General features: G+C 70.4%; 21 protein-coding genes, 1 pseudogene and 1 riboswitch. Of the genes and pseudogenes, 6 read left to right on the top strand and 16 right to left on the bottom strand.

The features are described from left to right. Positions 1-32: 32 nt before the first annotated feature. The 3 genes from ACIRD8_RS20690 to ACIRD8_RS20680 form a co-directional block, all read right to left on the bottom strand. On the bottom strand, positions 33-539 hold the full coding sequence (locus tag ACIRD8_RS20690) for a hypothetical protein (RefSeq protein ID WP_403993292.1): 507 nt from the start codon (positions 537-539) through the stop codon (positions 33-35). Between the two features lie 63 nt (positions 540-602). Next, entirely contained in the window at positions 603-1,766 is a 1,164-nt protein-coding gene (locus ACIRD8_RS20685) for a spermidine/putrescine ABC transporter substrate-binding protein (RefSeq protein ID WP_403993289.1), read from the bottom strand. Positions 1,767-1,955: 189 nt separating this feature from the next. Further along, positions 1,956-3,395 carry a gamma-aminobutyraldehyde dehydrogenase gene (locus ACIRD8_RS20680; RefSeq protein ID WP_403993286.1) on the bottom strand — a complete coding sequence of 480 codons (1,440 nt, stop codon included), beginning with the start codon at positions 3,393-3,395 and terminating at the stop codon, positions 1,956-1,958. A gap of 177 nt (positions 3,396-3,572) precedes the next feature. On the opposite strand from ACIRD8_RS20680, the gene ACIRD8_RS20675 reads away from it, so the two are divergent. From ACIRD8_RS20675 to ACIRD8_RS20655, 5 genes are all read left to right on the top strand, one after another. Further along, positions 3,573-4,064 carry an Lrp/AsnC family transcriptional regulator gene (locus ACIRD8_RS20675; RefSeq protein ID WP_187281839.1) on the top strand — a complete coding sequence of 164 codons (492 nt, stop codon included), beginning with the start codon at positions 3,573-3,575 and terminating at the stop codon, positions 4,062-4,064. Further along, complete coding sequence (locus ACIRD8_RS20670; RefSeq protein WP_393763949.1) at positions 4,049-5,428, top strand: aspartate aminotransferase family protein; 1,380 nt, start codon at positions 4,049-4,051, stop codon at positions 5,426-5,428. Before ACIRD8_RS20675 ends, ACIRD8_RS20670 begins: the two co-directional genes overlap by 16 nt. A gap of 202 nt (positions 5,429-5,630) precedes the next feature. Continuing rightward, positions 5,631-6,368, top strand: coding sequence for an ABC transporter ATP-binding protein (locus ACIRD8_RS20665; protein WP_403993283.1), 738 nt, complete (start codon positions 5,631-5,633; stop codon positions 6,366-6,368). Further along, on the top strand, positions 6,350-7,513 hold the full coding sequence (locus tag ACIRD8_RS20660) for a hypothetical protein (protein WP_403993280.1): 1,164 nt from the start codon (positions 6,350-6,352) through the stop codon (positions 7,511-7,513). Before ACIRD8_RS20665 ends, ACIRD8_RS20660 begins: the two co-directional genes overlap by 19 nt. A gap of 34 nt (positions 7,514-7,547) precedes the next feature. After that, the gene (locus ACIRD8_RS20655) at positions 7,548-8,666 is read left to right on the top strand and encodes an LOG family protein (RefSeq protein WP_403993277.1); all 1,119 of its coding nucleotides are present in this window, start codon (positions 7,548-7,550) and stop codon (positions 8,664-8,666) included. 13 nt (positions 8,667-8,679) lie between these two features. Here ACIRD8_RS20655 and ACIRD8_RS20650 read toward each other — a convergent pair whose 3' ends face one another. The 11 genes from ACIRD8_RS20650 to rpsB form a co-directional block, all read right to left on the bottom strand. Then, positions 8,680-9,132 carry an SRPBCC domain-containing protein gene (locus ACIRD8_RS20650; protein WP_403993274.1) on the bottom strand — a complete coding sequence of 151 codons (453 nt, stop codon included), beginning with the start codon at positions 9,130-9,132 and terminating at the stop codon, positions 8,680-8,682. A 90-nt stretch (positions 9,133-9,222) separates the two neighbouring features. After that, positions 9,223-10,245, bottom strand: coding sequence for an ABC transporter ATP-binding protein (locus tag ACIRD8_RS20645; RefSeq protein ID WP_403993271.1), 1,023 nt, complete (start codon positions 10,243-10,245; stop codon positions 9,223-9,225). Between the two features lie 2 nt (positions 10,246-10,247). After that, positions 10,248-11,861, bottom strand: coding sequence for an ABC transporter permease (locus ACIRD8_RS20640; RefSeq protein ID WP_403993268.1), 1,614 nt, complete (start codon positions 11,859-11,861; stop codon positions 10,248-10,250). A 47-nt stretch (positions 11,862-11,908) separates the two neighbouring features. After that, positions 11,909-13,003 (bottom strand): thiamine ABC transporter substrate binding subunit, encoded by a 1,095-nt coding sequence (locus tag ACIRD8_RS20635; RefSeq protein WP_403993265.1) that lies wholly within the window; start codon positions 13,001-13,003, stop codon positions 11,909-11,911. A 73-nt stretch (positions 13,004-13,076) separates the two neighbouring features. Next, positions 13,077-13,193, bottom strand: a riboswitch (TPP riboswitch). A gap of 78 nt (positions 13,194-13,271) precedes the next feature. Then, complete coding sequence (rlmN, locus tag ACIRD8_RS20630; protein WP_099177577.1) at positions 13,272-14,378, bottom strand: 23S rRNA (adenine(2503)-C(2))-methyltransferase RlmN; 1,107 nt, start codon at positions 14,376-14,378, stop codon at positions 13,272-13,274. A 172-nt stretch (positions 14,379-14,550) separates the two neighbouring features. Then, positions 14,551-14,919: a hypothetical protein gene (locus tag ACIRD8_RS20625; protein ID WP_403993262.1), complete on the bottom strand. Its 369-nt coding sequence runs from the start codon at positions 14,917-14,919 to the stop codon at positions 14,551-14,553. A 358-nt stretch (positions 14,920-15,277) separates the two neighbouring features. Next, positions 15,278-16,366: a phosphatidate cytidylyltransferase gene (locus ACIRD8_RS20620; protein ID WP_403993259.1), complete on the bottom strand. Its 1,089-nt coding sequence runs from the start codon at positions 16,364-16,366 to the stop codon at positions 15,278-15,280. Continuing rightward, on the bottom strand, positions 16,366-16,923 hold the full coding sequence (frr, locus tag ACIRD8_RS20615; protein ID WP_031100531.1) for a ribosome recycling factor: 558 nt from the start codon (positions 16,921-16,923) through the stop codon (positions 16,366-16,368). The genes ACIRD8_RS20620 and frr overlap by 1 nt, the downstream gene beginning before the upstream one ends. A gap of 115 nt (positions 16,924-17,038) precedes the next feature. Continuing rightward, positions 17,039-17,815: a UMP kinase gene (gene pyrH, locus ACIRD8_RS20610; protein ID WP_403993256.1), complete on the bottom strand. Its 777-nt coding sequence runs from the start codon at positions 17,813-17,815 to the stop codon at positions 17,039-17,041. 158 nt (positions 17,816-17,973) lie between these two features. After that, complete coding sequence (gene tsf / locus ACIRD8_RS20605) at positions 17,974-18,810, bottom strand: translation elongation factor Ts (protein WP_403993253.1); 837 nt, start codon at positions 18,808-18,810, stop codon at positions 17,974-17,976. 101 nt (positions 18,811-18,911) lie between these two features. Beyond that, positions 18,912-19,853: a 30S ribosomal protein S2 gene (rpsB, locus tag ACIRD8_RS20600; RefSeq protein ID WP_403993250.1), complete on the bottom strand. Its 942-nt coding sequence runs from the start codon at positions 19,851-19,853 to the stop codon at positions 18,912-18,914. A 277-nt stretch (positions 19,854-20,130) separates the two neighbouring features. Here rpsB and ACIRD8_RS20595 point away from each other — a divergent pair. Further along, a pseudogene (locus ACIRD8_RS20595) lies at positions 20,131-20,649 on the top strand (murein hydrolase activator EnvC family protein); the annotation flags it as partial. A 155-nt stretch (positions 20,650-20,804) separates the two neighbouring features. Here ACIRD8_RS20595 and ACIRD8_RS20590 read toward each other — a convergent pair. Together ACIRD8_RS20590 and whiG are read right to left on the bottom strand one after the other, a co-directional pair. Continuing rightward, the gene (locus ACIRD8_RS20590; protein ID WP_403993512.1) at positions 20,805-21,362 is read right to left on the bottom strand and encodes a TetR/AcrR family transcriptional regulator; all 558 of its coding nucleotides are present in this window, start codon (positions 21,360-21,362) and stop codon (positions 20,805-20,807) included. A gap of 97 nt (positions 21,363-21,459) precedes the next feature. After that, the gene (gene whiG / locus ACIRD8_RS20585) at positions 21,460-22,296 is read right to left on the bottom strand and encodes an RNA polymerase sigma factor WhiG (RefSeq protein ID WP_033304072.1); all 837 of its coding nucleotides are present in this window, start codon (positions 22,294-22,296) and stop codon (positions 21,460-21,462) included. Positions 22,297-22,501: the final 205 nt, after the last annotated feature.

Below are 22,501 nucleotides of genomic sequence, written 5' to 3'. Positions count from 1 at the left end.
GGGACGCGAGGGTTCCCGCGTACGGCCGAGGGTCACGCCGTCACGGCAGCTCCCTCCAGGCGCTTGATCATGCGGTGGACAACCAGCAGCGGGATGACGCCGAAGACCCCGAAGGACATGTCGATGACGGTCCACCAGAAGGGGATGTCGCGGATCGGGCCGCAGATCAGGGCGAGCGGGATGATCCCGGCGCAGGCGATCATCCCGAACTCGATGACCCAGATGTTGCGGACCGGGTCGCGGTAGGGCCCGTAGAAGGCGACCGCGATGACGAGGTGCGCGAAGGCCAGCCAGTCGGTGCCGTACAGCACGAAGGGATAGGAGGCATCGGCCTCGTCGAGACCGCTCCGGACCCGGGTGATCCACTCCGTCAGGGCCGGGAAGTGCTCGGGGACGGGAGAGGCGGAGGAGGTCAACAGGTCCTCGGCCCAGTGGAGTTCGGTGACCAGCGGGAAGGCGGTGAGCCCGCTGAGCACCAGACAGACGATGAAGACGACCAACCACACGCGTATGCGCCGCAACAGGGCTCGCTCGCTCATGGCCGCAGCGTACGCCCTTCATGAACGCGTTCAAAAAGCAGGGGTGCCCTGTCCGGCGGGGGCTCAGAGGCCGACGATGGAGTTCCACTTCTTCGCGAACCCGGTGCGCTCCTCGGAGGTGATGTCCCGGGCGATGGCGAGGCGTCGGCGCATCGCGTCGTCCGGGAAGATCAGGGGGTCATCGGCCAGCGCGGCGGTCTCCTCGTCCTTGGAGGAGGCCAGGATCTCGCGGGCTGCGGGCACCGGGCAGACGTAGTTGACCCAGCCGGCCAGCTCCGCGGCCACCGCCGGCTCGTAGTAGTAGTCGACGAGCTTCTCCGCATTGCGCTTGTGGCCCGCGAGGTTGGGAACCATGAGCGACTCCGACCAGAGCTCGGCGCCTTCCTCGGGAACCACGAACTCGATGCCCGGGTTGTCGGCCTGGAGCTGGATGACGTCCCCGGAGTAGGCCTGGCAGGCGAGCACATCGCCGTTGGCCAGATCCTTGATGTAGTCGTTGCCGGTGAAGCGGCGGATGTGGCGGGACCTCACGCGCCGGGCCACCTGCTCGCACATCTCGTGGAAGTCGTCGGCGGTCCAGCGGGTGATGTCGGCCCCGTTGCCCTGCATCAGCAGGGCGAAGGCCTCGTCGAGCCCCGACAGCAGGGTCACCCTGCCCCGCAGGTCGTCGGCCCACAGCTCGCTCGTGTGCCGGATCTCCCGGCCCAGCTTCGCCCTGTTGTACGCGATGCCGGTGATCCCGGACTGCCAGGGCACGCTGTGCAGCCTCCCCTCGTCGAACGCGGGCGAACGCAGCTGCGGGTCCAGGTGGGCCGCGACATTGGGCTGCCGCGACCGGTCCATCTCCTGCACCCAGCCGAGCCGTACGAACCGGGCGGCCATCCAGTCGCTGATGACCACGAGGTCCCGGCCGGTCGACTGGTGGTTCATCAGCGCCGGGCTGATCTTCCCGAAGAACTCGTCGTTGTCGTTGATCTCCTCGGTGTACGTGACGGAGATCCCGGTCCGCCGCGAGAACGCGTCGAGGGTGGGCCGCTTCGACTCGCTCTCGTCGTCGGTGTCGATGTAGAGGGGCCAGTTGGCGAAGTGCAGCGAGTGGTCGCGGTCCGAGCGGTCGGGGCCCGAGCGGTCACCGGGCTCCACATAGGCGGCGGGCACGCCGCAGCCGGCCAGAGCGGCACCGGCCGATCCGGCGCCGAGGACGCGCAGCAGGGAACGACGGGACATGAGGTGGTCCGTGATCGAGCGCACCCGCGCAGCATGTCGTTCCGCTGCCGCGGCGGGCAATGGACCAACCGTCCAGCGGGAACGCCCGGGTCCGCACACCATGTCCATGGCGGGGACACGGGCGGACGGCGCTCAGGACGCGGAACGGCCCCGGGCGAACCCGGGGCCGTGACCGCCGCTGCGCGCAGGTCAGTCGTCGAGCGACGTCATGACGTGCTTGATCCGGGTGTAGTCCTCGAAGCCGTACGCGGAGAGGTCCTTGCCGTAGCCGGACTTCTTGAAGCCGCCGTGCGGCATCTCGGCGACGAGCGGGATGTGGGTGTTGATCCACACGCAGCCGAAGTCGAGCTTCTTGGACATCCGCATCGCGCGGGAGTGGTCCTTGGTCCACACCGAGGAGGCCAGGGCGTACTCCACGCCGTTGGCGTACTCGACGGCCTGGGCCTCGTCCGTGAAGGACTGGACGGTGATCACGGGCCCGAAGACCTCGTGCTGGACGATCTCGTCGTCCTGGCGCAGGCCGGAGACGACGGTCGGGGCGTAGAAGTAGCCCTTGTCGCCGACCCGGTGGCCGCCCGCATCGACCTTGGCGTGCGCGGGCAGCCGCTCGATGAACCCGCTGACCTGCGCCAGCTGGTTGGCGTTGTTGAGCGGGCCGTACAGCACGTCCTCGTCGTCCGGCAGGCCGGTCTTCGTGTCGGCCGCCGCCTTGGCGAGCGCCGAGACGAACTCGTCGTGGACGGACTCGTGGACCAGGACGCGGGTCGCGGCCGTACAGTCCTGGCCGGCGTTGAAGTAGCCCGCCACCGAGATGCCCTCGACGGCCTTGGCGATGTCGGTGTCCTCGAACACGACGACGGGGGCCTTGCCACCGAGCTCCAGGTGGACCCGCTTGACGTCCTTGGCGGCGGACTCGGCGACCTGCATGCCGGCCCGCACCGAACCGGTGATGGAGGCCATCGCCGGGGTCGGGTGCTCCACCATCGCGCGGCCGGTCTCCCGGTCGCCGCAGATGACGTTGAAGACGCCCTTGGGCAGGATCTGCCCGATGATCTCGGCGATGAGCACGGTCGACGCCGGAGTGGTGTCGGACGGCTTGATGACGACGGTGTTGCCCGCGGCGAGCGCCGGGGCGAACTTCCACACGGCCATCATCATCGGGTAGTTCCACGGCGCGACCTGGGCGCAGACGCCCACCGGCTCGCGACGGACGATGGAGGTGAGGCCCTCCATGTACTCCCCGGCCGAACGGCCTTCGAGCAGCCGGGCGGCGCCCGCGAAGAAGCGGATCTGGTCCACCATCGGCGGGATCTCTTCGGTGCGGGTGAGCCCCAGCGGCTTGCCGGTGTTCTCGGACTCCGCCGCGATCAGGTCCTCGGCCCGCTCCTCGAACGCGTCCGCGATCTTCAGCAGTGCCTTCTGGCGCTCGGCGGGCGTCACGTCGCGCCAGGCGGGGAAGGCCGCGGCCGCGGCCTCCATGGCGGCATCGACGTCGGCCCCTCCGGAGAGCGGCGAGGTCGCGTAGACCTCTTCCGTCACCGGGTTGACCACATCGATGGTCCGCCCGTCCGCGGCGTCCCGGAACTCTCCGTTGATGTAGTTGCGCAGACGGCGCACCTCGGTGGTCACAACCACCCCTCCTGTCGGCTGTCCGATGGGTGAGACTTCCAGACTAGACCGTTGGGTGACGCTTTCGACATACCCACCCGCCGTCAACTTCGGATTCAGTGAGATTCGGACTCTCAGACAACGAATTTCATCGATTCAGGGTTGCCAGACGGGCGAGGCGCGGTGCAGAGTGGAGGTGTGGCCAGTCGCAGCGCAGACTCCAGGACCGGGAACGGATCGTCACCAGCGGTCGATGCCGTCTCCCTCGCAATCATCGAGCAGCTCCAGGAGGACGGACGCAGGCCGTACGCCGCGATCGGCAAGGCCGTGGGCCTCTCCGAAGCCGCCGTACGCCAGCGCGTCCAGAAGCTGCTCGACCAGGGCGTGATGCAGATCGTCGCCGTCACGGACCCGCTCACCGTGGGGCTGCGGCGGCAGGCGATGGTCGGCATCAACGTCGAGGGCGACCTCGACCCCGTGGCCGAGGCCCTGTCGGCCATGGCCGAGTGCGAGTACGTGGTGATGACCGCGGGCTCCTTCGACCTCATGGTGGAGATCGTCTGCGAGGACGACGACCACCTGCTGGAGACGATCAACAAACGCATCCGGGCCATACCCGGAGTGCGCTCCACCGAGAGCTTCGTCTACCTCAAGCTCAAGAAGCAGACCTATATGTGGGGAACCCGATAGCCGTGAGCAAGGACCTCAGCCGAACCGCGTACGACCACCTGTGGATGCACTTCACCCGCATGTCGGACTACGAGAACGCGCCCGTTCCCACCATCGTGCGTGGCGAGGGCACCTACATCTACGACGACAAGGGCAAGCGCTACCTCGACGGCCTCTCCGGCCTGTTCGTCGTCAACGCCGGGCACGGCCGTCACGAGCTCGCCGAAACGGCGTACAAGCAGGCGCAGGAGCTCGCCTTCTTCCCGGTGTGGTCCTACGCGCACCCCAAGGCCGTCGAGCTCGCCGAGCGGCTCGCGCACCACGCTCCGGGCGACCTCAACAAGGTCTTCTTCACCACCGGCGGCGGCGAGGCCGTGGAGACGGCCTGGAAGCTGGCCAAGCAGTACTTCAAGCTCAAGGGCAAGCCGACCAAGTACAAGGTCATCTCGCGTGCCGTCGCCTATCACGGCACCCCGCAGGGCGCCCTGTCGATCACCGGTCTGCCCGCGCTCAAGGCTCCGTTCGAGCCGCTGGTCCCCGGCGCGCACAAGGTGCCGAACACCAACATCTACCGCGCGCCGCTCTTCGGCGACGACCCGGAGGCCTTCGGCCGCTGGGCCGCCGACCAGATCGAGCAGCAGATCCTCTTCGAGGGCCCGGACACCGTCGCCGCGGTCTTCCTGGAGCCCGTGCAGAACGCGGGCGGCTGCTTCCCGCCCCCGCCCGGCTACTTCCAGCGCGTGCGCGAGATCTGCGACCAGTACGACGTGCTGCTCGTCTCCGACGAGGTCATCTGCGCCTTCGGCCGCCTCGGCACGATGTTCGCCTGCGACAAGTTCGGTTACGTACCGGACATGATCACCTGCGCCAAGGGCATGACCTCGGGCTACTCCCCCATCGGCGCCTGCATCATCTCCGACCGGCTGGCCGAGCCGTTCTACGAGGGCGACAACACCTTCCTGCACGGCTACACCTTCGGCGGCCACCCGGTCTCCGCCGCGGTCGGTCTCGCCAACCTCGACATCTTCGAGCGCGAGGGCCTCAACCAGCACGTCCTGGACAACGAGAACGCGTTCCTGACGACGCTGCAGAAGCTGCACGACCTGCCGATCGTCGGCGACGTCCGCGGCAACGGCTTCTTCTACGGCATCGAGCTGGTGAAGGACAAGGCCACCAAGGAGACGTTCACCGACGAGGAGACCGAGCGCGTCCTGTACGGCTTCCTCTCCAAGGCGCTGTACGAGAACGGCCTCTACTGCCGGGCCGACGACCGCGGCGACCCGGTCGTCCAGCTCGCGCCCCCGCTGATCTCCGACCAGTCGACCTTCGACGAGATCGAGGGCATTCTGCGCGGCGTCCTGACGGAGGCCTGGACGAAGCTCTGACCGAACCCCGAAAGTCATTTCATATGGTCTACACGGCCCGGATGCACCCGTTCGAGTGAGAAGGGGCGCATCCGGGCCGTGTGCTGTCCCGACACCCCGGTCCGGCTGCCTAGCGTGCCGAGTGACCGATCGGCCATTTTTTCGTTGTATGCGTTCCCCCGTACGGGGGACAGGAGAACTGATCCGAACCGAGGTGTACGCCATGGTGGCCCCGCCCGACAACGATGTGATCTGGGCACGTTCCCTGCACCACTCCCACAACGGATCGCCGGGGCTCGGAGGTGTCTCCCTCGGTGTCCGCGACGGCGAGGTCCTCGCCGTGACCGGGCCCCGCGGGTCCGGGAAGACGACGCTGCTGCACTGCCTCTCCGGCCAGCTGGTGCCCCAGCAGGGTGAGGTCTGGTTCAACAGCGTGCCCGTGCACACCATGGGCCCGCGGCTGCGCGAGCAGCTCCGCCGCGACAGATTCGGCTGGATCGCGGCCGAGCCGCAGCTCGTGCCCGAGCTCAGCACCTGGGAGAACGCCGCCCTGCCGCTGCTTCTGCGGGGTGTCTCGCACCGGACGGCGAAGAAGGCGGCCACCGAGTGGCTGGAGCGCCTGGACATCGGGCCGCTCGCCAGGAAGCGCCCGCACACCCTCCTCCAGTCGCAGCGCCAGCGGATCTCCGTGGCCCGTGCGCTGGCCGCGTCGCCGTCCGTGATCTTCGCGGACGAGCCGACCGCGTCGCTGCACCACGCCGAGCGCGCACAGCTCCTGCGCACGCTCACCACGGCTGCGCGGTCCCACGGGATCACCGTCGTTCTCGCCACCCATGACGCGGAGGTCGCCCAGCTCGCCGACCGTGTGGTCAGCCTGCTGGACGGCCGCCGCGTCACCACCGTCTCCCTGCCCGCCGCGCCCGACACGGAAGGCCGGTCGGCGTGCTCGCTCTCCGTCTGACCCGCGGCTCGCACCCCCTGGTCCTGATGCGGCGTCTGCTCCTGGCCGCCGCGTCGGCGGGGGTGGGCTTCCTGCTCCTGTGCACCCTGGGGTACGCCGCCGGGCACCCGGCGCACGCGTCGGCCTCCGTGCTGCGGCTGCTGTGGTGCGCGGTTCCGCTCGCCGCGACCGTCCAGTTGGCGGTGGCGGTCGCACGCACGGATCCGAGCACCCGCCCGCGGCCCGGGCTCTTCGCCGCCGGACTCGGACCTGCCCGTCTCTCCCTGCTGGCGGCGATCTCCACGGCGGTCTCCACCACCCTCGGCTCGGTGGTGGCCCTGCTCTTCTTCCTGCATCTGCGCGGCGATCTGACCGGCCTGCCGTTCGACGGCGGTGCGGCCGAGTTCCTGGGCGCGGGCACTCCGCTGCCGCTCGCCGCGGCCCTCACGCTGCTGGCCCTGGTGCCGCTGGCCTCGTCCGCGGCCGGCGGGCTCGCGCTGCGCTCCAGGCCGGTCGCGCCGTCCGACGCCCAGGAGGCCGAGGACGACCTGGCGCCCGCCCCCGTACCGAAAGGGCTGCCCTGGGGGGTCGCGCTGACCGCGGCCGGGCTCGCGGTCGAGGCGTACGCGAGCCGGGGCTCGGCGGGCAGTCCCTTCCCGCTGCCGGGCCGGCTCGACGCCACGCCCGCGGCCGTGCTCGTGGGCTGGACCCTCACCGCGATCGGCCTGGCCATGGCGGGGCCCGGCCTCACGCATCTGTGCGGACGGCTGCTCCAGGCGGTGCGCCCGGGAGCCGTACGGCTGCTGGCCGGCCGGGTCCTGATGGACGAGGCGTGCCGGATCGGCCGGCCGCTGGGCATCGTCTGCGCGGTGCTGTCCGGGGTGATCGCGGCCTCCGTGCTGTACACCGGCGGGCCCCGCCCCTTCGGCCCGCTCACCGCCCTCGGTGCCGTGCTCGTCCTCGGCTGCACCACGGCGACACTGCTGACCACCGCACTGGAGGCCAGGCAGGCCCGGGCCCGTACGGCAAGAACCCTGCTGCGGCTCGGCGCCCCGGCCTCCGCGCTCCGCACCGCCGCCGCCCTGCGGGCACTGGTGCTGCTGGCCGTCTTCGCCCCGCTGACCTGGGCGATCGCGGAGCTTGCGGCACTGCCTCTGACGGGGTGACACCCGCCGCCGGGGCGGTCCGTAGCATGGCGGCGTGGAGAACCCGGACGAGAACACGTACGCACCCGGCGTCGAGATCGAGACGCTCACCGCATTCGACCAGGCGGTCGCGGCCGGAACCCTGGCCGGTCACCGCGTCCAGTCCGTCGACCTGACGGACCGGGGCGACGCACTGCTCACGACCGGCACCCGGGGCGCCGTCTTCCTCGGCTGCCGCATGGAGCCCCGTGCCGAGGCGAAGATACGCGCGGACGGGGCCTTCGTCTTCCCGCCGGTGCCCGGCCTCCCCTTCGACCCGTACCGGGGGCTGCTCTACACTCCCGACGCCCTGTACGAGGGCCTGGCGGAGGGCGGTTACGGGGCGACCCCGGACGCGCGGGCGTACGGCTGGTTCCAGCTGACCCAGGCGAACGGCGACGTCTTCGCCTCGATGCTGCGGGCGCTCCACGACGACGCGGTCTCCGACGCGCTGGACGAACACCTCGTCGGGGCCCGTGTGGTGGGCGTGATGGGCGGCCACGCGATGGCCCGCGGCTCCGAGGCGTACCTCGGCGCCGCCACGCTCGGCAGGGAGCTGGCGCGCGGCGGTCTGACCGTGGCGACGGGCGGCGGCCCCGGCGCCATGGAGGCGGCCAACCTCGGCGCCTACGCGGCTCCGCACTCCGACGCCATGCTGCTCAAGGCCTGCGAACTCCTCGCCGCCGCACCGTCGTTCGACCCGTCGGTCACCGACTGGGCGCAGGCCGCCTTCGCGGTGCGGGAGCGCTGGCCCGACGGGGGGTCCTCGGTCGCCGTCCCCACGTGGTTCTACGGCCATGAGCCGCCGAACGCCTTCGCGGACCACATCGCCAAGTACTTCGCGAACGCCGTCCGCGAGGACGGGCTGCTGGCCCGCTCGACTGCCGGTGTGATCTTCCTGCCCGGGGCCGCCGGGACCGTGCAGGAGATCTTCGACAACGCGACCCCGAACTACTACGAGTCGCGTTCCGCGCCCACCCCGATGGTGCTGGTGAACCGCGCGCACTGGACGGAGAAGCTGCCCGCCTGGCCGCTGCTGAGTGCGCTCGCGGCGGACCGGGCGATGGAGTCCCGTATCGCGCTCGTCGACACGGTGGAGGAGGCGGCCGGCGCGCTCGCCCGGCTGACGGGCTGACCTGCCGGAGGGCTCAGTGAGCGGCGAGGCGGGCGTCGAGGGCGTCGAAGAACGCCTCCCAGCCGTCCTCGGCCGCCGCGTACTGCTCGGGCGTGAGGTTGCCGCCCCGCTGCCGGAAGACCATCTCGGTGGACTTCCGGCTCTTCTCGGTGAGGGTGACCGTGACGGTCTCGCCCTCGATGTCCGCGGGCGCGCTGCGGTCCCTCAGTGTGAAGACGAGCCGCTCGGGGGCGGTGACCTCCCGGTAGACGCCGTGGAAGGGCATCTCCGCACCGGGCACCACGATGACCAGGCTCCACTCACCGCCCGGCGTGACATCCATCGATACCCGGTCGAGCGGCACGTCCGCGTCGCCGCCGTACCAGGCGGCGAAGTCCTCGGGGTCCGTCCAGGCTTCGAAGACCCTCTCGCGCGGTGCCGCGACGACGCGGGTGATGTCGATGCCCTCGCGAGCCGACCCGTTCATGGCTTCCGCCCCTTCCGGACGTTTCCGTCCAGGGGACCACGCCCCGGGAGACCCTGCCAGCCGGTCGTACGTCCGCTCCCGGGCCCGGCGCTAGACCGGGGGAAGGACCACCGTCTCCGCCGGGTCGAAGGCAACGCCCACGACGGTCCCCTCCTCCGGGGTGTCCCGCAGTCCGCACTCCGCCTCCAGGGGCGGCCCGTCGCCGGGGTGCAGGATGGCGGTGACGTGGTGGCCGCGGAAGGTGCGTACGCCCACGGTGCAGCGCAGGCCGTCCTTCGGGCCGCCGATCCGGACGCCGCCCGGCCGCACGAGCAGCTCGCACTCGCCCTGGGGCGAGTCCTCGGGCACCGGGACCTTGCCCCAGACGGTGTCGGCCGCCGTACCCGTGACCGTCGCGTCCACCAGGTTGTCGAAGCCGAGGAAGCGGGCGACGAACGCCGACGCGGGACGCTGCCAGACCTCCAGCGGGGTACCGGCCTGGGCGATCCGGCCGTCCCGCATGACGACGACCCGGTCGGCAAGCGCGAAGGCCTCGCCCTGGTCGTGGGTGACGGCGAGCACCGTCGTGCCCAGCCGGCCGAAGAGGGTGCGCAGTTCGACGACGAGCCGTTCGCGCAGGCTCCGGTCGAGCTGGCCCAGCGGTTCGTCCAGCATCAGCAGCTTGGGGCGGGGCGCCAGGGCCCGGGCGAGTGCGACCCGCTGCTGTTCGCCGCCGGACAGCGCCGCGACGGCCCGCCGGCCCGCCCCGGGGAGGCCGACCAGGTCCAGGAGTTCGTCCGCCCTGCGGTCGCGCTCGGCGCGGGGGACGCCGTGCATCCTCAGTCCGAAGGCGACGTTGGCGGCGACGTCCCGGTGCGGGAAGAGCTGGTGGTCCTGAAACATCAGGCCGAGCCCGCGCCGGTGCACGGGCAGCGGCGCCTGGTCGATGCCGTCCAGGAGGACCCGCCCTGCGTCCAGGTGCTGCAGCCCGGCCACGGCCCGCAGCAGCGTCGACTTGCCGCTGCCGCTCGGACCCAGCACGCAGACGATCTCGTGGTCCGCGACCTCCAGGTCCACCGCGTCCAGCGCGGTCCGCTTCCCGAACCGGACCGTCGCCGACTCCACTGCCAGCATCTCTAGAACTCCCCGGATCGGTCGGTGCGGATACGTTCGAGCACGAGCAGCGACACCGCGCAGACGAGCATCAGGATCGTGCTGAGGGCCATCGCCTGGCCGTAGTTGAGCTCTCCGGAACGCCCCAGGAGCCTGGCGACGGCGACCGGCAGGGTGGGGTTGTCCGGGCGTGCGATGAACACCGTCGCGCCGAACTCACCGAGCGATACGGCGAAGGCGAACCCTGCGGCCACCAGCACCGCCCGCCGCACCAGCGGGAGGTCGACCTCCCGCCAGGCCCGCAGCGGCGACGCGCCGAGCACCGCGGCCGCCTCCCGCAGCCGCTCGTCCACCGCGCGCAGGACGGGCAGCATGGTCCTTACGACGAAGGGGACGCCCACCAGCGCCTGCGCGAGCGGCACCAGGATCCAGGACGTACGCAGATCGAGCGGCGGCTTGTCGAGCGTGATGAGGAAGCCGAAGCCGACGGTGACCGCCGAGACGCCGAGCGGCAGCATCAACAGGGCGTCGAAGCCCCGCACCAGCCTGCCCGCCCGCCGGGTCAGCGCGGCGGCCGCGAGGCCGCCGATCACGAGGGCGATGAGGGTCGCGACCAGTGCGTAACGCAGGGAGTTCCCGATGGCGTCGATCGGCGGCACCAGGAAGGTGGAGCCGCTCGCGTCGGCCGACTGCAACGCGCGGTAGAAGCCGAAGCCGTAGCCGCCCGAGGTGTCCAGGGAGCGTTCCACCAGTACGCCGAGCGGCACGACGATCAGCAGCAGGACGGTCAGCAGTACGCCGCCGAGCAGCGCCCGCTGTCCGGCTCCTCGGGGCGCCCGGGCGGTCTGTGCCGGGTCGACGAGCTTCAGCGCGGTCTCCCGGCGCCGTACGGTCCAGGCGTGGACGGCGAGGATCCCTCCGACCGCAGCGAACTGCACCAGGGTCAGCACGGCGGCCGTCGGCAGGTCGAGCAGCTGCGCGGTCTGCCGGTAGATCTCCACCTCCAGCGTGGAGTAGGCGGGACCGCCGAGGATCTGGACGACCCCGAAGGAAGTGAAGGTGAAGAGGAAGACCATCAGCGCCGCGGCGGCGACGGCCGGGGCCAGCGCGGGCAGGGTCACACGCCGCCAGGCGGCGAGGCGGCCGGCCCCGAGCACCCGGGCGGCCTCCTCCTGACGGGGGTCGAGCTGGGACCACAGGCCGCCGACGGTCCGTACGACGACCGCGTAGTTGAAGAAGACATGAGCGAGCAGGATCGCCCACACCGTGGTGTCGAGCCGGATCCCCCAGAGCTCGTCGAGGAACCCGCCGCGCCCCAGCAGCGCCAGGAACGCCGTACCCACCACGACGGTCGGCAGGACGAACGGCACGGTCACGACGGCCCGCAGCAGCTGCTTGCCGGGGAAGTCGAAGCGTGCGAAGACATAGGCGCCGGGCAGCGCGATCAGCAGGGTGAGCACGGTCGAGGCGAGGGCCTGCCAGGTGGTGAACCAGAGGACGTCGAGGATGTCCGGCCGGCTCAGCACCGTGCCGATCCGGCCGAACTGCCAGTAGCCGTCCGCCTTCAGCCCCCGGCCGACGATCGCGACGACCGGGTAGGCGAAGAACAGCGCGAAGAACGCGACGGGCACGGCCATGAGGCCGAGCCGCACCGCGTTCCCCCGGCGCGGAGGCCTCGCGGCGGCTACTTCACGACGAGCGAGGACCACGACTGGACCCACTGCTCACGGTTCTTGGCGATCTTCTCCGGCGCCACGGTCGCCGGCTTGTCGACGACCGCGCCGAACTTCGTGAAGAGCTCCGGCAGTTCCGCGTCCTTCACCACCGGGTTCACGAACATGTTCAGCGGCATGTCCTCCTGGAACTGCTTGCTGATCAGGAAGTCCAGCAGAGCCTTGCCGCCGGCCTCGTTCTTCGCGCCGTCCAGCAGGCCGGCGAACTCGATCTGCCGGAAGCAGGTGCCGGTGGCGACACCGGTCGGGGCCTCCTTCGGCTGCGGATCGGCGTACAGCACCTCGACGGGCGGGCTGGAGGCGTACGAGACGACGAGCGGCCGGTCGGCGTTGGCCTTCTTGCCGCCCGCGGAGCCGGAGAACTCCTCGTTGTAGGCCTGCTCCCACCCGTCGACGACCTTGACGCCGTTGCTCTTCAGCTTCTTCCAGTAGTCCTGGTAGCCGGTCTCGCCCTGGGTGGCGACGGTGCCGAGGAGGAAGCCGAGGCCGGGCGACGAGGTCGCGGCGTTCTCCGTGACGAGGAGGTTCTTGTACGCGGGCTTCAGCAGGTCGTCGAAGGTCTTCGGCGGGGCGAGCTTCTTGTCGGCGAAGTACTTCTTGTCGTAGTTGACGCAGATGTCACCGGTGTCGACGGGCGTGACCCGGTGCTTGTCCTTGTCGAGCTGGGTGTCGGCCGCGACCCGGTCCAGGCCCTTCGCCTCGTACGGCGTGAACAGGCCGTTGTCGAGGGCGCGGGAGAGCAGGGTGTTGTCGGCGCCGAAGAACACGTCGCCGCGCGGGGAGCCCTTGGTCAGGATCTCCTGGTTGAGCGCCGCTCCGGCGTCACCGCTCTTGAGGACCTTGACCTTGTAGCCGGTCTGCTTCGTGAACGCCTTGAGGACGGCGTCCGAGGCGTTGAACGAGTCGTGGCTGACGAGCGTGACGGTCTTGGAGCCGGCCCCCGAGTCGCCGGATGCCTTGCCGTCGGAGCCGCCGCAGCCCGCGAGCGCGGTGACGCCCAGCGCGGCGGCGAGCGCCGTCGCCGCGTACTTCGTCGTCGTGTTCATGATGAATTCCTCCTGGAGGTGACCAGGAAGAGACGCGGCCCTGCCCGCTCGGTGAGCGGGCAGGGCGCAACAGCTTGAGTAAGGTCCGAACTTCCTACCCGGAATGACCCGGGCGAGGTTCAGAGGGTCTGCGGCCGACCTGTCCTCGGTGCCGCACTCTCAGCGCTGTGGCGCTCCCCTGTCGGAATATGAAGTTGATTTCCCGGCCAGGCTACACCGGCCGGATCACGCCGGACCGGCCGGATCACGCCCGTACGCCGGGACCCTCTCAGCGCTCGGAGGCCGCCAGCTGCCCGCAGGCCCCGTCGATCTCCTGGCCACGGGTGTCCCGGACGGTGACCGGCACGCCGTGGGCGGCGATCGCCTCGACGAAGGCCTTCTCGTCCTCGGGCCGCGAGGCGGTCCACTTGGAGCCCGGGGTCGGGTTCAACGGGATGAGGTTGACGTGCACCCGCTTGCCCTTGAGCAGCCGGCCGAGCCGGTCGCCCCGCCAGGCCTGGTCGTTGATGTCGCGGATGAGCGCGTACTCGATGGAGATGCGGCGGCCCGACTTCTCCGCGTACTCCCACGCGGCGTCCAGGACCTCACGGACCTTCCAGCGGGTGTTCACGGGCACGAGCGTGTCGCGCAGCTCGTCGTCCGGGGCGTGCAGCGACACCGCGAGGCGGCACTTGAAGCCCTCGTCGGCGAAGCGCAGCATCGCCGGCACCAGGCCGACCGTGGACACGGTGATCCCGCGCTGAGAGAGCCCCAGGCCGTCCGGCTCGGGGTCCGTCAGCCGGCGGATCGCCCCGACCACGCGCTTGTAGTTGGCCAGCGGCTCGCCCATGCCCATGAAGACGATGTTGGACAGCCGCGCGGGCCCGCCCGGGACCTCCCCGTCGCGCAGGGCCCGCATGCCGTCCACGATCTGGTGCACGATCTCGGCGGTCGACAGATTGCGGTCGAGCCCCGCCTGACCGGTGGCGCAGAACGGGCAGTTCATCCCGCAGCCCGCCTGGGACGAGATGCACATGGTCACCCGGTCCGGGTACCGCATGAGGACGGACTCTACGAGCGTGCCGTCGTGCAGCTTCCAGAGCGTCTTGCGGGTGGTGTCGTCGTCACAGCTGATGTGGCGCATCACCGACATCAGGTCGGGGAACATCGCCTCGGCGAGCTTCTCCCGCGACGCGGACGGGATGTTGGTCCACTCCGCCGGGTCGTGCGCGTACCGCGTGAAGTAGTGCTGCGACAGCTGCTTGGCACGGAAGGGCTTCTCGCCGGTCGCGGCGACTGCTTCCTTGCGCTCGTCGGGGGTGAGGTCGGCGAGGTGCCGCGGCGGCCGCTTGGCTCCACGGGGCGCGACGAAAGTGAGTTCTCCGGGCTTAGGCATGGTTCATCCAGTGTCGCAGACACGCCGCGGTCCTCAGGTCCGCCGAGGGACCGGGCGGCACGCAGGGGGGCGCGACCCCGGCGTCGTCCGTGGTCGGCAGGCCTCCGCACGGCCCGGCCGCGCGGGAACCGTGACCGAGACCACGGTGGCCGCCCCGCGCGGCGTACCCCTGTCAGCCGTGGTTCTGCAGGGCGGACCTCATGTGCCGGTGGCGCTCCAGGGCGCGGCGGCGCATCCAGAGGACCCAGACGCAGAACACGGCCACGCCGACCGCGAAGACCAGCGGGACGACCGGGGAGCCGGTGACGATTCCGAGCGCGAGCACGCCCGCCGCGATCAGGCCCATGCCGGCCAGCCAGTACGGCAGCCAGCGGCCGCCCCGCTCCATCTTTCCCAGCTGCTCGGCGACCAGTTTCTGCATGGTCGCCCGCTTCTCGGGATCGCTCGGCACCTCGCCGTGCCGGATCTGGCGGTTGAGCTCGGCGATCCCCCGGGGGCCGACACCGGCCGCTCGACCGACCCTGCGGCGCTGAGCGGCCACGATGCCGATGGGCGACGGCGGTGAAGATCGCTGTCTGGATCACCCACCAGCCGACTTGCCCGTCCCTGCGTAACAGTGCGTTGCCTCCCAGCCCCACGACGAAGATCAGCACCGCTTGCGCGGTGAGACTTCGGTCCAGCCAGAGTTTCCACGCGCGCACGGCCACCAGCCTCCTCGGAGTGACGGGGTATGTCTGCCCCTCCCGGGTACCCCGCCGGGGCCGGCCCACGGCCCCGGCCCGAAAGCGGTCACCCGGGCCGTGGCTCCGCCCCTCCGGCACGCGAGGGGGCCCGCCGTCCGGGTGTGGACGGCGGGCCCCCTCGGTGAAACCGCGCGACGCGCGAAGTCTCCGGCCGGCTCAGCCGGATCCCACGAACAGCACCAGCAGCAGCCATACGACCGGGGCGCTCGGCAGCAGCGAGTCGAGCCGGTCCATGATGCCGCCGTGGCCGGGCAGCAGCGTGCCCATGTCCTTGATCCCCAGGTCCCGCTTGATCATGGACTCGCCGAGGTCCCCCAGCGTGGCGCTGGCGGCGACGGCGAGGCCCATCAGCAGGCCCTGCCACCAGCTCCCGTCGTCGATCAGGAACTCCATGCACAGGGCGCCGGCCACCATCGCGAAGCCGACGGCTCCGAAGAGACCCTCGCGGGTCTTCCCGGGGCTGATGCGGGGTGCCAGCTTGTGCGTACCGAAGCGCCAGCCGACGGCGTACGCCCCGGTGTCGCTGACCACGGTCAGCAGGAGGAAGGTCAGCACCCGCCAGGCGCCGTCGTCCGCGGTGAGCATCATCGCGACGAACGTCGCCAGGAACGGCACGTAGAACACGGCGAAGACACCCGCCGTGACGTCCTTGAGGTAGCCCTCGGGGGGCTCCGTCATCCGCCACACGAGCACCGCGAGGGCCGTGAGCGCCATGGCGACCCAGGCACCCTCCGCCTCCCGCACGTAACCGGCGACCACCATCGCGGCACCGCCGACGGCGAGCGGGACGAGGGGGGCGTTGATGCCCTTGCGCTCCTTGAGGCGGGAGGTGAGCTCCCAGAGGCCGACCACCACCGCCAGCACGACCACGCCGACGAAGACGGCCTTCACGATGAACAGGGAACCGACGACGAGGGCACCGAGACCGACACCGACCCCTATGGCGGCGCGCAGGTCACGCCCCGCGCGCTTCTTGGGCGGCGGCGGGGACGGCAGCGGGGTGGACATGGGCTCCTGCGGCTTCTCGTCACGGAACAGGGGGCCGCTGACGCGCGCGGCGTCCCCGTTCCGGTCATCGCGGTCGTCAGCGTCTCTACCTGCGTCGGGAACGTCCGGCACGATGGGCATGGGCCGAGTCTGCTGGGCGCCGTGCACATCGTATGCAGGACCCGCCGGAGCGCCCCCCATCTCGGGCGCGCCCCAGTGACCGGCTCCCTGCGGGGCGCCCCAGGAAGAGTCGTTCATCAGACTTCGAGCAGCTCGGCTTCCTTGTGCTTGAGCAGCTCGTCCACCTGCGCGACGTACTTCGCGGTGGTGTCGTCGAGCTCCTTCTCGGCGCGGCGGACCTCGTCCTCGCCGGACTCCTTGTCCTTGACGAGCTTGTCGAGGGACTCCTTGGCCTTGCGGCGGATGGAGCGGATCGAGATCTTGGAGTCCTCGGCCTTGGTCTTGGCGACCTTGATGTACTCCTTGCGGCGGTCCTGCGTGAGCTCGGGGAACGTCACGCGGATGATGTTGCCGTCGTTGCTCGGGTTGACGCCGAGGTCGGAGTCGCGGATCGCCTGCTCGATGTTGCGCAGTGCGGTCTTGTCGAACGGGGTCACCACGGCCATCCGCGGCTCGGGAACCGAGAACGAGGCGAGCTGGTTGATCGGGGTCAGCGCGCCGTAGTAGTCGGCGACGATCTTGTTGAACATCGCCGGGTGCGCACGGCCGGTACGGATCGCGGCGAAGTCCTCTTTCGCGACCACGACGGCCTTCTCCATCTTCTCCTCGGCCTCGAGGAGGATTTCTTCGATCACCACGTGCTCCTGCGTGTCTTGAGCGGACCCTGCATCGTCGGGTCCTGCGGATCCTGCGTCGCGTCCTCACCTGCACGGTGTCCGACCGGCAGGCCGTTGTCCATCTTCTGGGCCGTCAGGCCCGGGTGCTCCGGTCGCTCACCAGCGTGCCGATCTTCTCACCCTTCACGGCGCGGGCGATATTGCCCTCCGTGGTCAGCTCGAAGACGAGGATCGGGAGCTGGTTGTCACGGCAGAGCGTGATGGCGGTGGCGTCGGCGATCTTGAGGTCTCGGGAGATCACCTCGCCGTACTCCAAGGCGTCGAACTTCACCGCGTCGGGGTTGGTCTTCGGGTCGGAGTCGTAGACCCCGTCCACGCCGTTCTTCCCCATCAGCAGCGCCTCGGCGTCGATCTCCAGGGCGCGCTGGGCAGCGGTCGTGTCGGTGGAGAAGTACGGCATGCCCATACCGGCACCGAAGATCACGACGCGCCCCTTCTCCAGGTGCCGCACGGCACGGAGCGGGATGTACGGCTCCGCGACCTGGCCCATGGTGATGGCGGTCTGGACGCGCGAGTCGATGCCTTCCTTCTCCAGGAAGTCCTGCAGCGCCAGGCAGTTCATGACGGTGCCGAGCATGCCCATGTAGTCGGACCGCGCCCGGTCCATCCCGCGCTGCTGGAGCTCGGCGCCACGGAAGAAGTTGCCGCCGCCGATGACGACCGCGATCTCCGCTCCGTCGCGTACGACCGCGGCGATCTCGCGGGCGATGGCGTGCACGACGTCGGGGTCGACCCCGAGGCCTCCGCCACCGGCGAATGCCTCGCCGGAGAGCTTCAGCATGAAGCGGCCGGAAATCGTGGCGTCGTCGCGCTTGTGGTCACCCTGTGTGGCGTCCGCGCCCTTGTTCATGGAGATTCTCCTCGTGCACATACGAAGAAGGCCATTGCCGGTGGGTCTGTTGTCCCTCAGCGGCAATGGCCTCCTCGTCAGATCTGCGGTCGTCCGGCTGAGTGCGGCCTACGACTGCACCAGACCCTATCGGGGTCCGCCGTTGTTCGCGGACGGACTCAGATGCCGACCTTGATACGCGTGAAGCGCTTCAGGGTGACACCGGCTTCGTCCAGAACCTTCTGGACGGACTTCTTGTTGTCCAGCGCGTACGGCTGGCCGAGGAGGGTGGCCTCCTTGAAGAAGCCGTTGACGCGACCCTCGACGATCTTCGGGAGCGCGGCCTCGGGCTTGCCCTCGGCGCGCGTGGTCTCCTCGGCGACGCGGCGCTCGGCCTCGACGACCTCGGCGGGGACGTCCTCGCGGGCGAGGTACTTCGGGGCGAACGCGGCGATGTGCTGCGCGATGCCCTTGGCCAGCTCGGCGTCGGCCTTGTCCAGCTCGACCATGACACCGATCTGCGGGGGCAGGTCGGGCATGGTGCGGTGCATGTAGACGGAGACGAAGTCACCGGTGAACTGCGCGAAGCGGTCCAGGACGATCTTCTCGCCGAGGTTGGCGTTGGCCTCGTCCACGTACGCCTGGACGGTCTTGCCGGGCTCGATCTCGGAGGAGAGGAGCGCCTCGATGTCGGCCGGGGAGGTCGCGGCGACGTGGGCGGCGAGCGTGTTGGCGACGGCCTGGAACTTGTCACCCTTGGCGACGAAGTCCGTCTCGCACTTCAGCTCGACCAGGACGCCGGACGTCTTGTCCTCGGAGACGAGGGAGACGACGGCGCCGTTCTCGGCGGAACGGCCCTCGCGCTTGGCGACGCCCTTCTGGCCCTTGATGCGGAGTGCCTCGACGGCGGCGTCGACGTTGCCGTCGGCCTCGTCGAGCGCCTTCTTGCAGTCCATCATGCCGGCGCCGGTGAGCTCGCGGAGCTTCTTGACGTCAGCGGCGGTGTAGTTCGCCATGAGTCTGTTTCTCTCTCGAAGTCTGAAAGATCTACGGGTGAACGGCGGGGGCGGTGCCAGTGCACCGGCCCCCGCCGTCATTCAGCCGTGACTGACGGGTGTCAGGCCTGCTCGTCCGTGGCCGGGGCCTCGGCGGCCGGGGCCTCCGCGGCGGGAGCCTCGGTCTGCTCGGCAGCCTGCTCGTCGGCGGCGGCGGCCGGCTCGGCGTCGGCGGCCTTCTCGGTCTCGGCGGAGGACTGGACCTCGGCCTCGGCGTCGGCCTTCTTGTCGCCCGCGAGCAGGTCGCGCTCCCACTCGGCGAGGGGCTCGCCGGCGGCCTTCTCGCCCGGCTTCGAGTCACCGGTGGCGGCACCGGAGCGGGCGATGAGGCCCTCGGCGACGGCGTCGGCGATCACGCGGGTGAGCAGGGTGACGGAGCGGATCGCGTCGTCGTTGCCCGGAATCTTGTAGTCGACCTCGTCGGGGTCGCAGTTGGTGTCGAGGATCGCGACGACCGGGATGTGGAGCTTGCGCGCCTCACCGACGGCGATGTGCTCCTTCTTGGTGTCGACGATCCAGACGGCGCTCGGCACCTTCTGCATCTCGCGGATACCACCGAGGGTCTTCTCCAGCTTGGCCTTCTCGCGGGAGAGGACCAGGAGCTCCTTCTTGGTGAGGCCGGAGGCGGCCACGTCCTCGAAGTCGATGAGCTCGAGCTCCTTCAGACGCTGAAGGCGCTTGTAGACGGTGGAGAAGTTGGTGAGCATGCCGCCGAGCCAACGCTGGTTGACGTAGGGCATGCCGACGCGCGTCGCCTGCTCGGCGATGGCCTCCTGCGCCTGCTTCTTGGTACCGACGAACATGATGGAGCCGCCGTGGGCGACGGTCTCCTTGACGAACTCGTAGGCGCGGTCGATGTACGACAGCGACTGGAGCAGGTCGATGATGTAGATGCCGTTGCGCTCGGTGAAGATGAAGCGCTTCATCTTCGGGTTCCAGCGACGGGTCTGGTGACCGAAGTGGACGCCGCTTTCCAGCAGCTCCCGCATCGTGACGACGGCCATGGCCGTACTCCTTGAGGTGCTCGGTTGTCGCGACCGCAGGATTGCTGTCGCGCCTGACGCCCCGACGCGCCGTGCCACAAGGGACCGAGGAGCGCGGCCACCGTCCGCAGAGAGGGAGGTGGCGGGGCGTGCGAAGTCGACCCGGTGACCCGGATCGCCAGAAGAAGTGTACGGGACCCGTCGGGTGCAGGGTGACGGCGATGTCCACAACCCGTCGGTCATCCACAGATCCGGGCGGTGATCCCCACGGAGCGTGTCTCCGGGAGATCGTTGCGTCATGCGCCGCTCACCTGGAAGAACCCCTCTACGGCCCCGTGACGCCGCCCGGGCTGAACCGCCGGGGCCGGGGCCGTCACCGGCCGCGCCGCCGTCGTACGGGCGGCGGGCGGCGTCGGTGGCCGTCACCCTCGCCGCCCTGACGGCGGTCCTGCTGGTCCTGCTGTGGCCCGCCTCCGCAAGGGCCGCGACGGGAGCGCCGCCTGGCGACGAACGGGTCTGGCCGCTGGCGGGCCGGCCCCTGGTCGTACGGGGCTGGGAGCCACCCGCCGGTCCTTACGGGCCGGGCCACCGCGGGGTCGACCTCGCCGCCCCGCCGGGAACCCCGGTGCTGGCGGCCGCCCCGGGGCGGGTCGCCTTCGCGGGGCCGGTGGCGGGGCGCGGTGTGGTCTCCGTCGACGTGGCCGGGAGCGGGGAACCGCCGCTGCGCTTCACGTACGAACCGGTGCGGGCGCGGGTCTCCGCGGGCGACGAGGTGGTGGCCGGGCAGGTGGTGGGGGTGATCGGGCCGGAGCCTTCCCACTGCGCCTCCGGCTGTCTGCACTGGGGCCTGCGGCGCGGGGACGTCTACCTTGATCCGCTGTCGCTGCTTCCTCCGTCACTGCTGCGACGGGGACCCTCCAGGCTGCTGCCGGTCTTCGGCGTGCCGCTCCCGCCGGCGGGCGGACGGTCCGCTCAGCCCCGTACGCCGCGCAGGACCATGGCCACGGCCGTGTCCGCCACGATGCCGGGTTCCTCCGCCGCGCCCAGCTCGATCCTGCGCACGGCGGCGTCGACGGAGCCCTGCAGAAGCATGGCCGCGAGCCTCGGCTCGGTGTGGCCCAGGTCGGCGAGCGCCTCGACGATCATGGCGATCAGGCCGCCGTGCGCGGCGCGGATCTTCTCCCGGGCACCGGCGTCCAGCTCGCTCGCGGAGATCGCCACGACCGCGCGGTGCCGCCGGTCCCCGACCAGGTCGAGCTGCCGTCGCACATAGGCCTCGATCTTCGCCTCGGGTGTGCCGGCGCCTTCCATCGCGTTCTCGACCTCGGCGGCCCAGACGGGGAAGTCGACGGCGCAGAGCTCCTCGACCACGGCCGCGCGGGAGCGGAAGTACTCGTAGACGGAGGACCTGGCGAGGCCGGTGCGCTCAGCGAGGGCGGGGAAGGTCAGCGCCTCCGTACCGCCCTCGGACAGCAAGGAGCGTGCGGCGTCCAGGAGGGCGCCGCGCTGCATGGTCCGGTGCTCGGCCACGGAGGCCGCTCGAATCCTGGGCACGCCTCCACTCTACGGCGGTGCCGGTCGGACGGGGGGTCCGCGTCCGGGACCGGGTGGCCGAAGCCGCTCCGGCTCAGCGTCCGGCGTCGGCCAGTTTCGCCCGGAGCTGCAGCACCGACTTTGTGTGGATCTGGCTCACCCTGCTCTCGGTGACCCCGAGGACGTTGCCGATCTCGGCGAGGGTGAGGCCTTCGTAGTAGTAGAGCGTGACCACGGTCTTCTCCCGCTCGGGGAGGGTGTTGATGGCGCGGGCGAGCAGCCGTCTGAGCTCGCGGTCCTCGGCGACCTCGACCGGATTGTCGGCCGCGGTGTCCTCGAGGGTGTCCATCAGGCTCAGCCGGTCGCCGCCCTCGCCGCCGACATGCAGAAGCTCCTCCAGCGCCACCACGTTGGCGAGCGACAACTGGCTGAAAACCGCGTGCAGTTCCTCCAGGGCGACGCCCATCTCCGCGGCCACCTCGGCCTCCGACGGCGTACGCCGCAGCTGCGCCTCCAGGGTGGCGTAGGCGCGCTCGACGTTGCGCGCCTTCTGCCGCACGGACCGCGGAATCCAGTCCAGCGCCCGGAGTTCGTCGATCATCGCGCCGCGGATCCTGGTGATCGCGTAGGTCTCGAACTTGATGGCCCGCTCGATGTCGAACTTCTCGATGGCGTCGATCAGCCCGAAGACTCCGGACGAGACGAAGTCCGCCTGCTCCACGTTGGACGGCAGCCCCACGCTGACCCGGCCGGCGACGTACTTCACCAGGGGGGAGTAGTGCAGGATCAGCTGCTCCCTCAGCCTCTCGTCGCCGGTGGTCTTGTACGAACGCCACAACTCGTCGAGCGAGGAGGGCGCGGGAGGACGCACAGTGCCACGCGCAGCCGGTGGTACTGCCGCGCGGTCAGACCCGGAGGTGTGCTGGGGCATGTGGTGCCTTGAGCCGTTCTGCTGTGAAGTACTGGGACGTGTCTCTGGGGCGGAATCCTTGTGAGCGTAGCGTGACTGAAGTGTTGCGGTGCGCGCAGGACAAGGGAACCGTACGGTGCGATTGCGTTCCGAATCTCTCGTCGTTCTCCCGCCGTCCGACGGGTCCGACGGCGAGGTCCGTCACCGCTCGCACCGCCCCCCGAAG

The organism is Streptomyces sp. NPDC102451, assembly GCF_044765485.1.
Taxonomy (GTDB): Bacteria; Actinomycetota; Actinomycetes; order Streptomycetales; family Streptomycetaceae; genus Streptomyces.
The sequence above is the reverse complement of the archived record's forward strand: the minus strand, read 5'-3'. Positions and strand labels throughout refer to the sequence as shown.

Bases quoted from the DNA above. Each gene is read 5' to 3' on its own strand.
- ACIRD8_RS20690 (WP_403993292.1), bottom strand. From the start codon at position 539: ATGAGCGAGCGAGCCCTGTTGCGGCGCATACGCGTGTGGTTGGTCGTC.
- ACIRD8_RS20685 (WP_403993289.1), bottom strand. From the start codon at position 1,766: ATGTCCCGTCGTTCCCTGCTGCGCGTCCTCGGCGCCGGATCGGCCGGT.
- ACIRD8_RS20665 (WP_403993283.1), top strand. From the start codon at position 5,631: ATGGTGGCCCCGCCCGACAACGATGTGATCTGGGCACGTTCCCTGCAC.
- ACIRD8_RS20650 (WP_403993274.1), bottom strand. From the start codon at position 9,132: ATGAACGGGTCGGCTCGCGAGGGCATCGACATCACCCGCGTCGTCGCG.
- ACIRD8_RS20645 (WP_403993271.1), bottom strand. From the start codon at position 10,245: ATGCTGGCAGTGGAGTCGGCGACGGTCCGGTTCGGGAAGCGGACCGCG.
- ACIRD8_RS20640 (WP_403993268.1), bottom strand. From the start codon at position 11,861: ATGGCCGTGCCCGTCGCGTTCTTCGCGCTGTTCTTCGCCTACCCGGTC.
- ACIRD8_RS20635 (WP_403993265.1), bottom strand. From the start codon at position 13,003: ATGAACACGACGACGAAGTACGCGGCGACGGCGCTCGCCGCCGCGCTG.
- rlmN (WP_099177577.1), bottom strand. From the start codon at position 14,378: ATGCCTAAGCCCGGAGAACTCACTTTCGTCGCGCCCCGTGGAGCCAAG.
- ACIRD8_RS20620 (WP_403993259.1), bottom strand. From the start codon at position 16,366: ATGAACGACTCTTCCTGGGGCGCCCCGCAGGGAGCCGGTCACTGGGGC.
- pyrH (WP_403993256.1), bottom strand. From the start codon at position 17,815: ATGAACAAGGGCGCGGACGCCACACAGGGTGACCACAAGCGCGACGAC.
- tsf (WP_403993253.1), bottom strand. From the start codon at position 18,810: ATGGCGAACTACACCGCCGCTGACGTCAAGAAGCTCCGCGAGCTCACC.
- rpsB (WP_403993250.1), bottom strand. From the start codon at position 19,853: ATGGCCGTCGTCACGATGCGGGAGCTGCTGGAAAGCGGCGTCCACTTC.
- whiG (WP_033304072.1), bottom strand. From the start codon at position 22,296: ATGCCCCAGCACACCTCCGGGTCTGACCGCGCGGCAGTACCACCGGCT.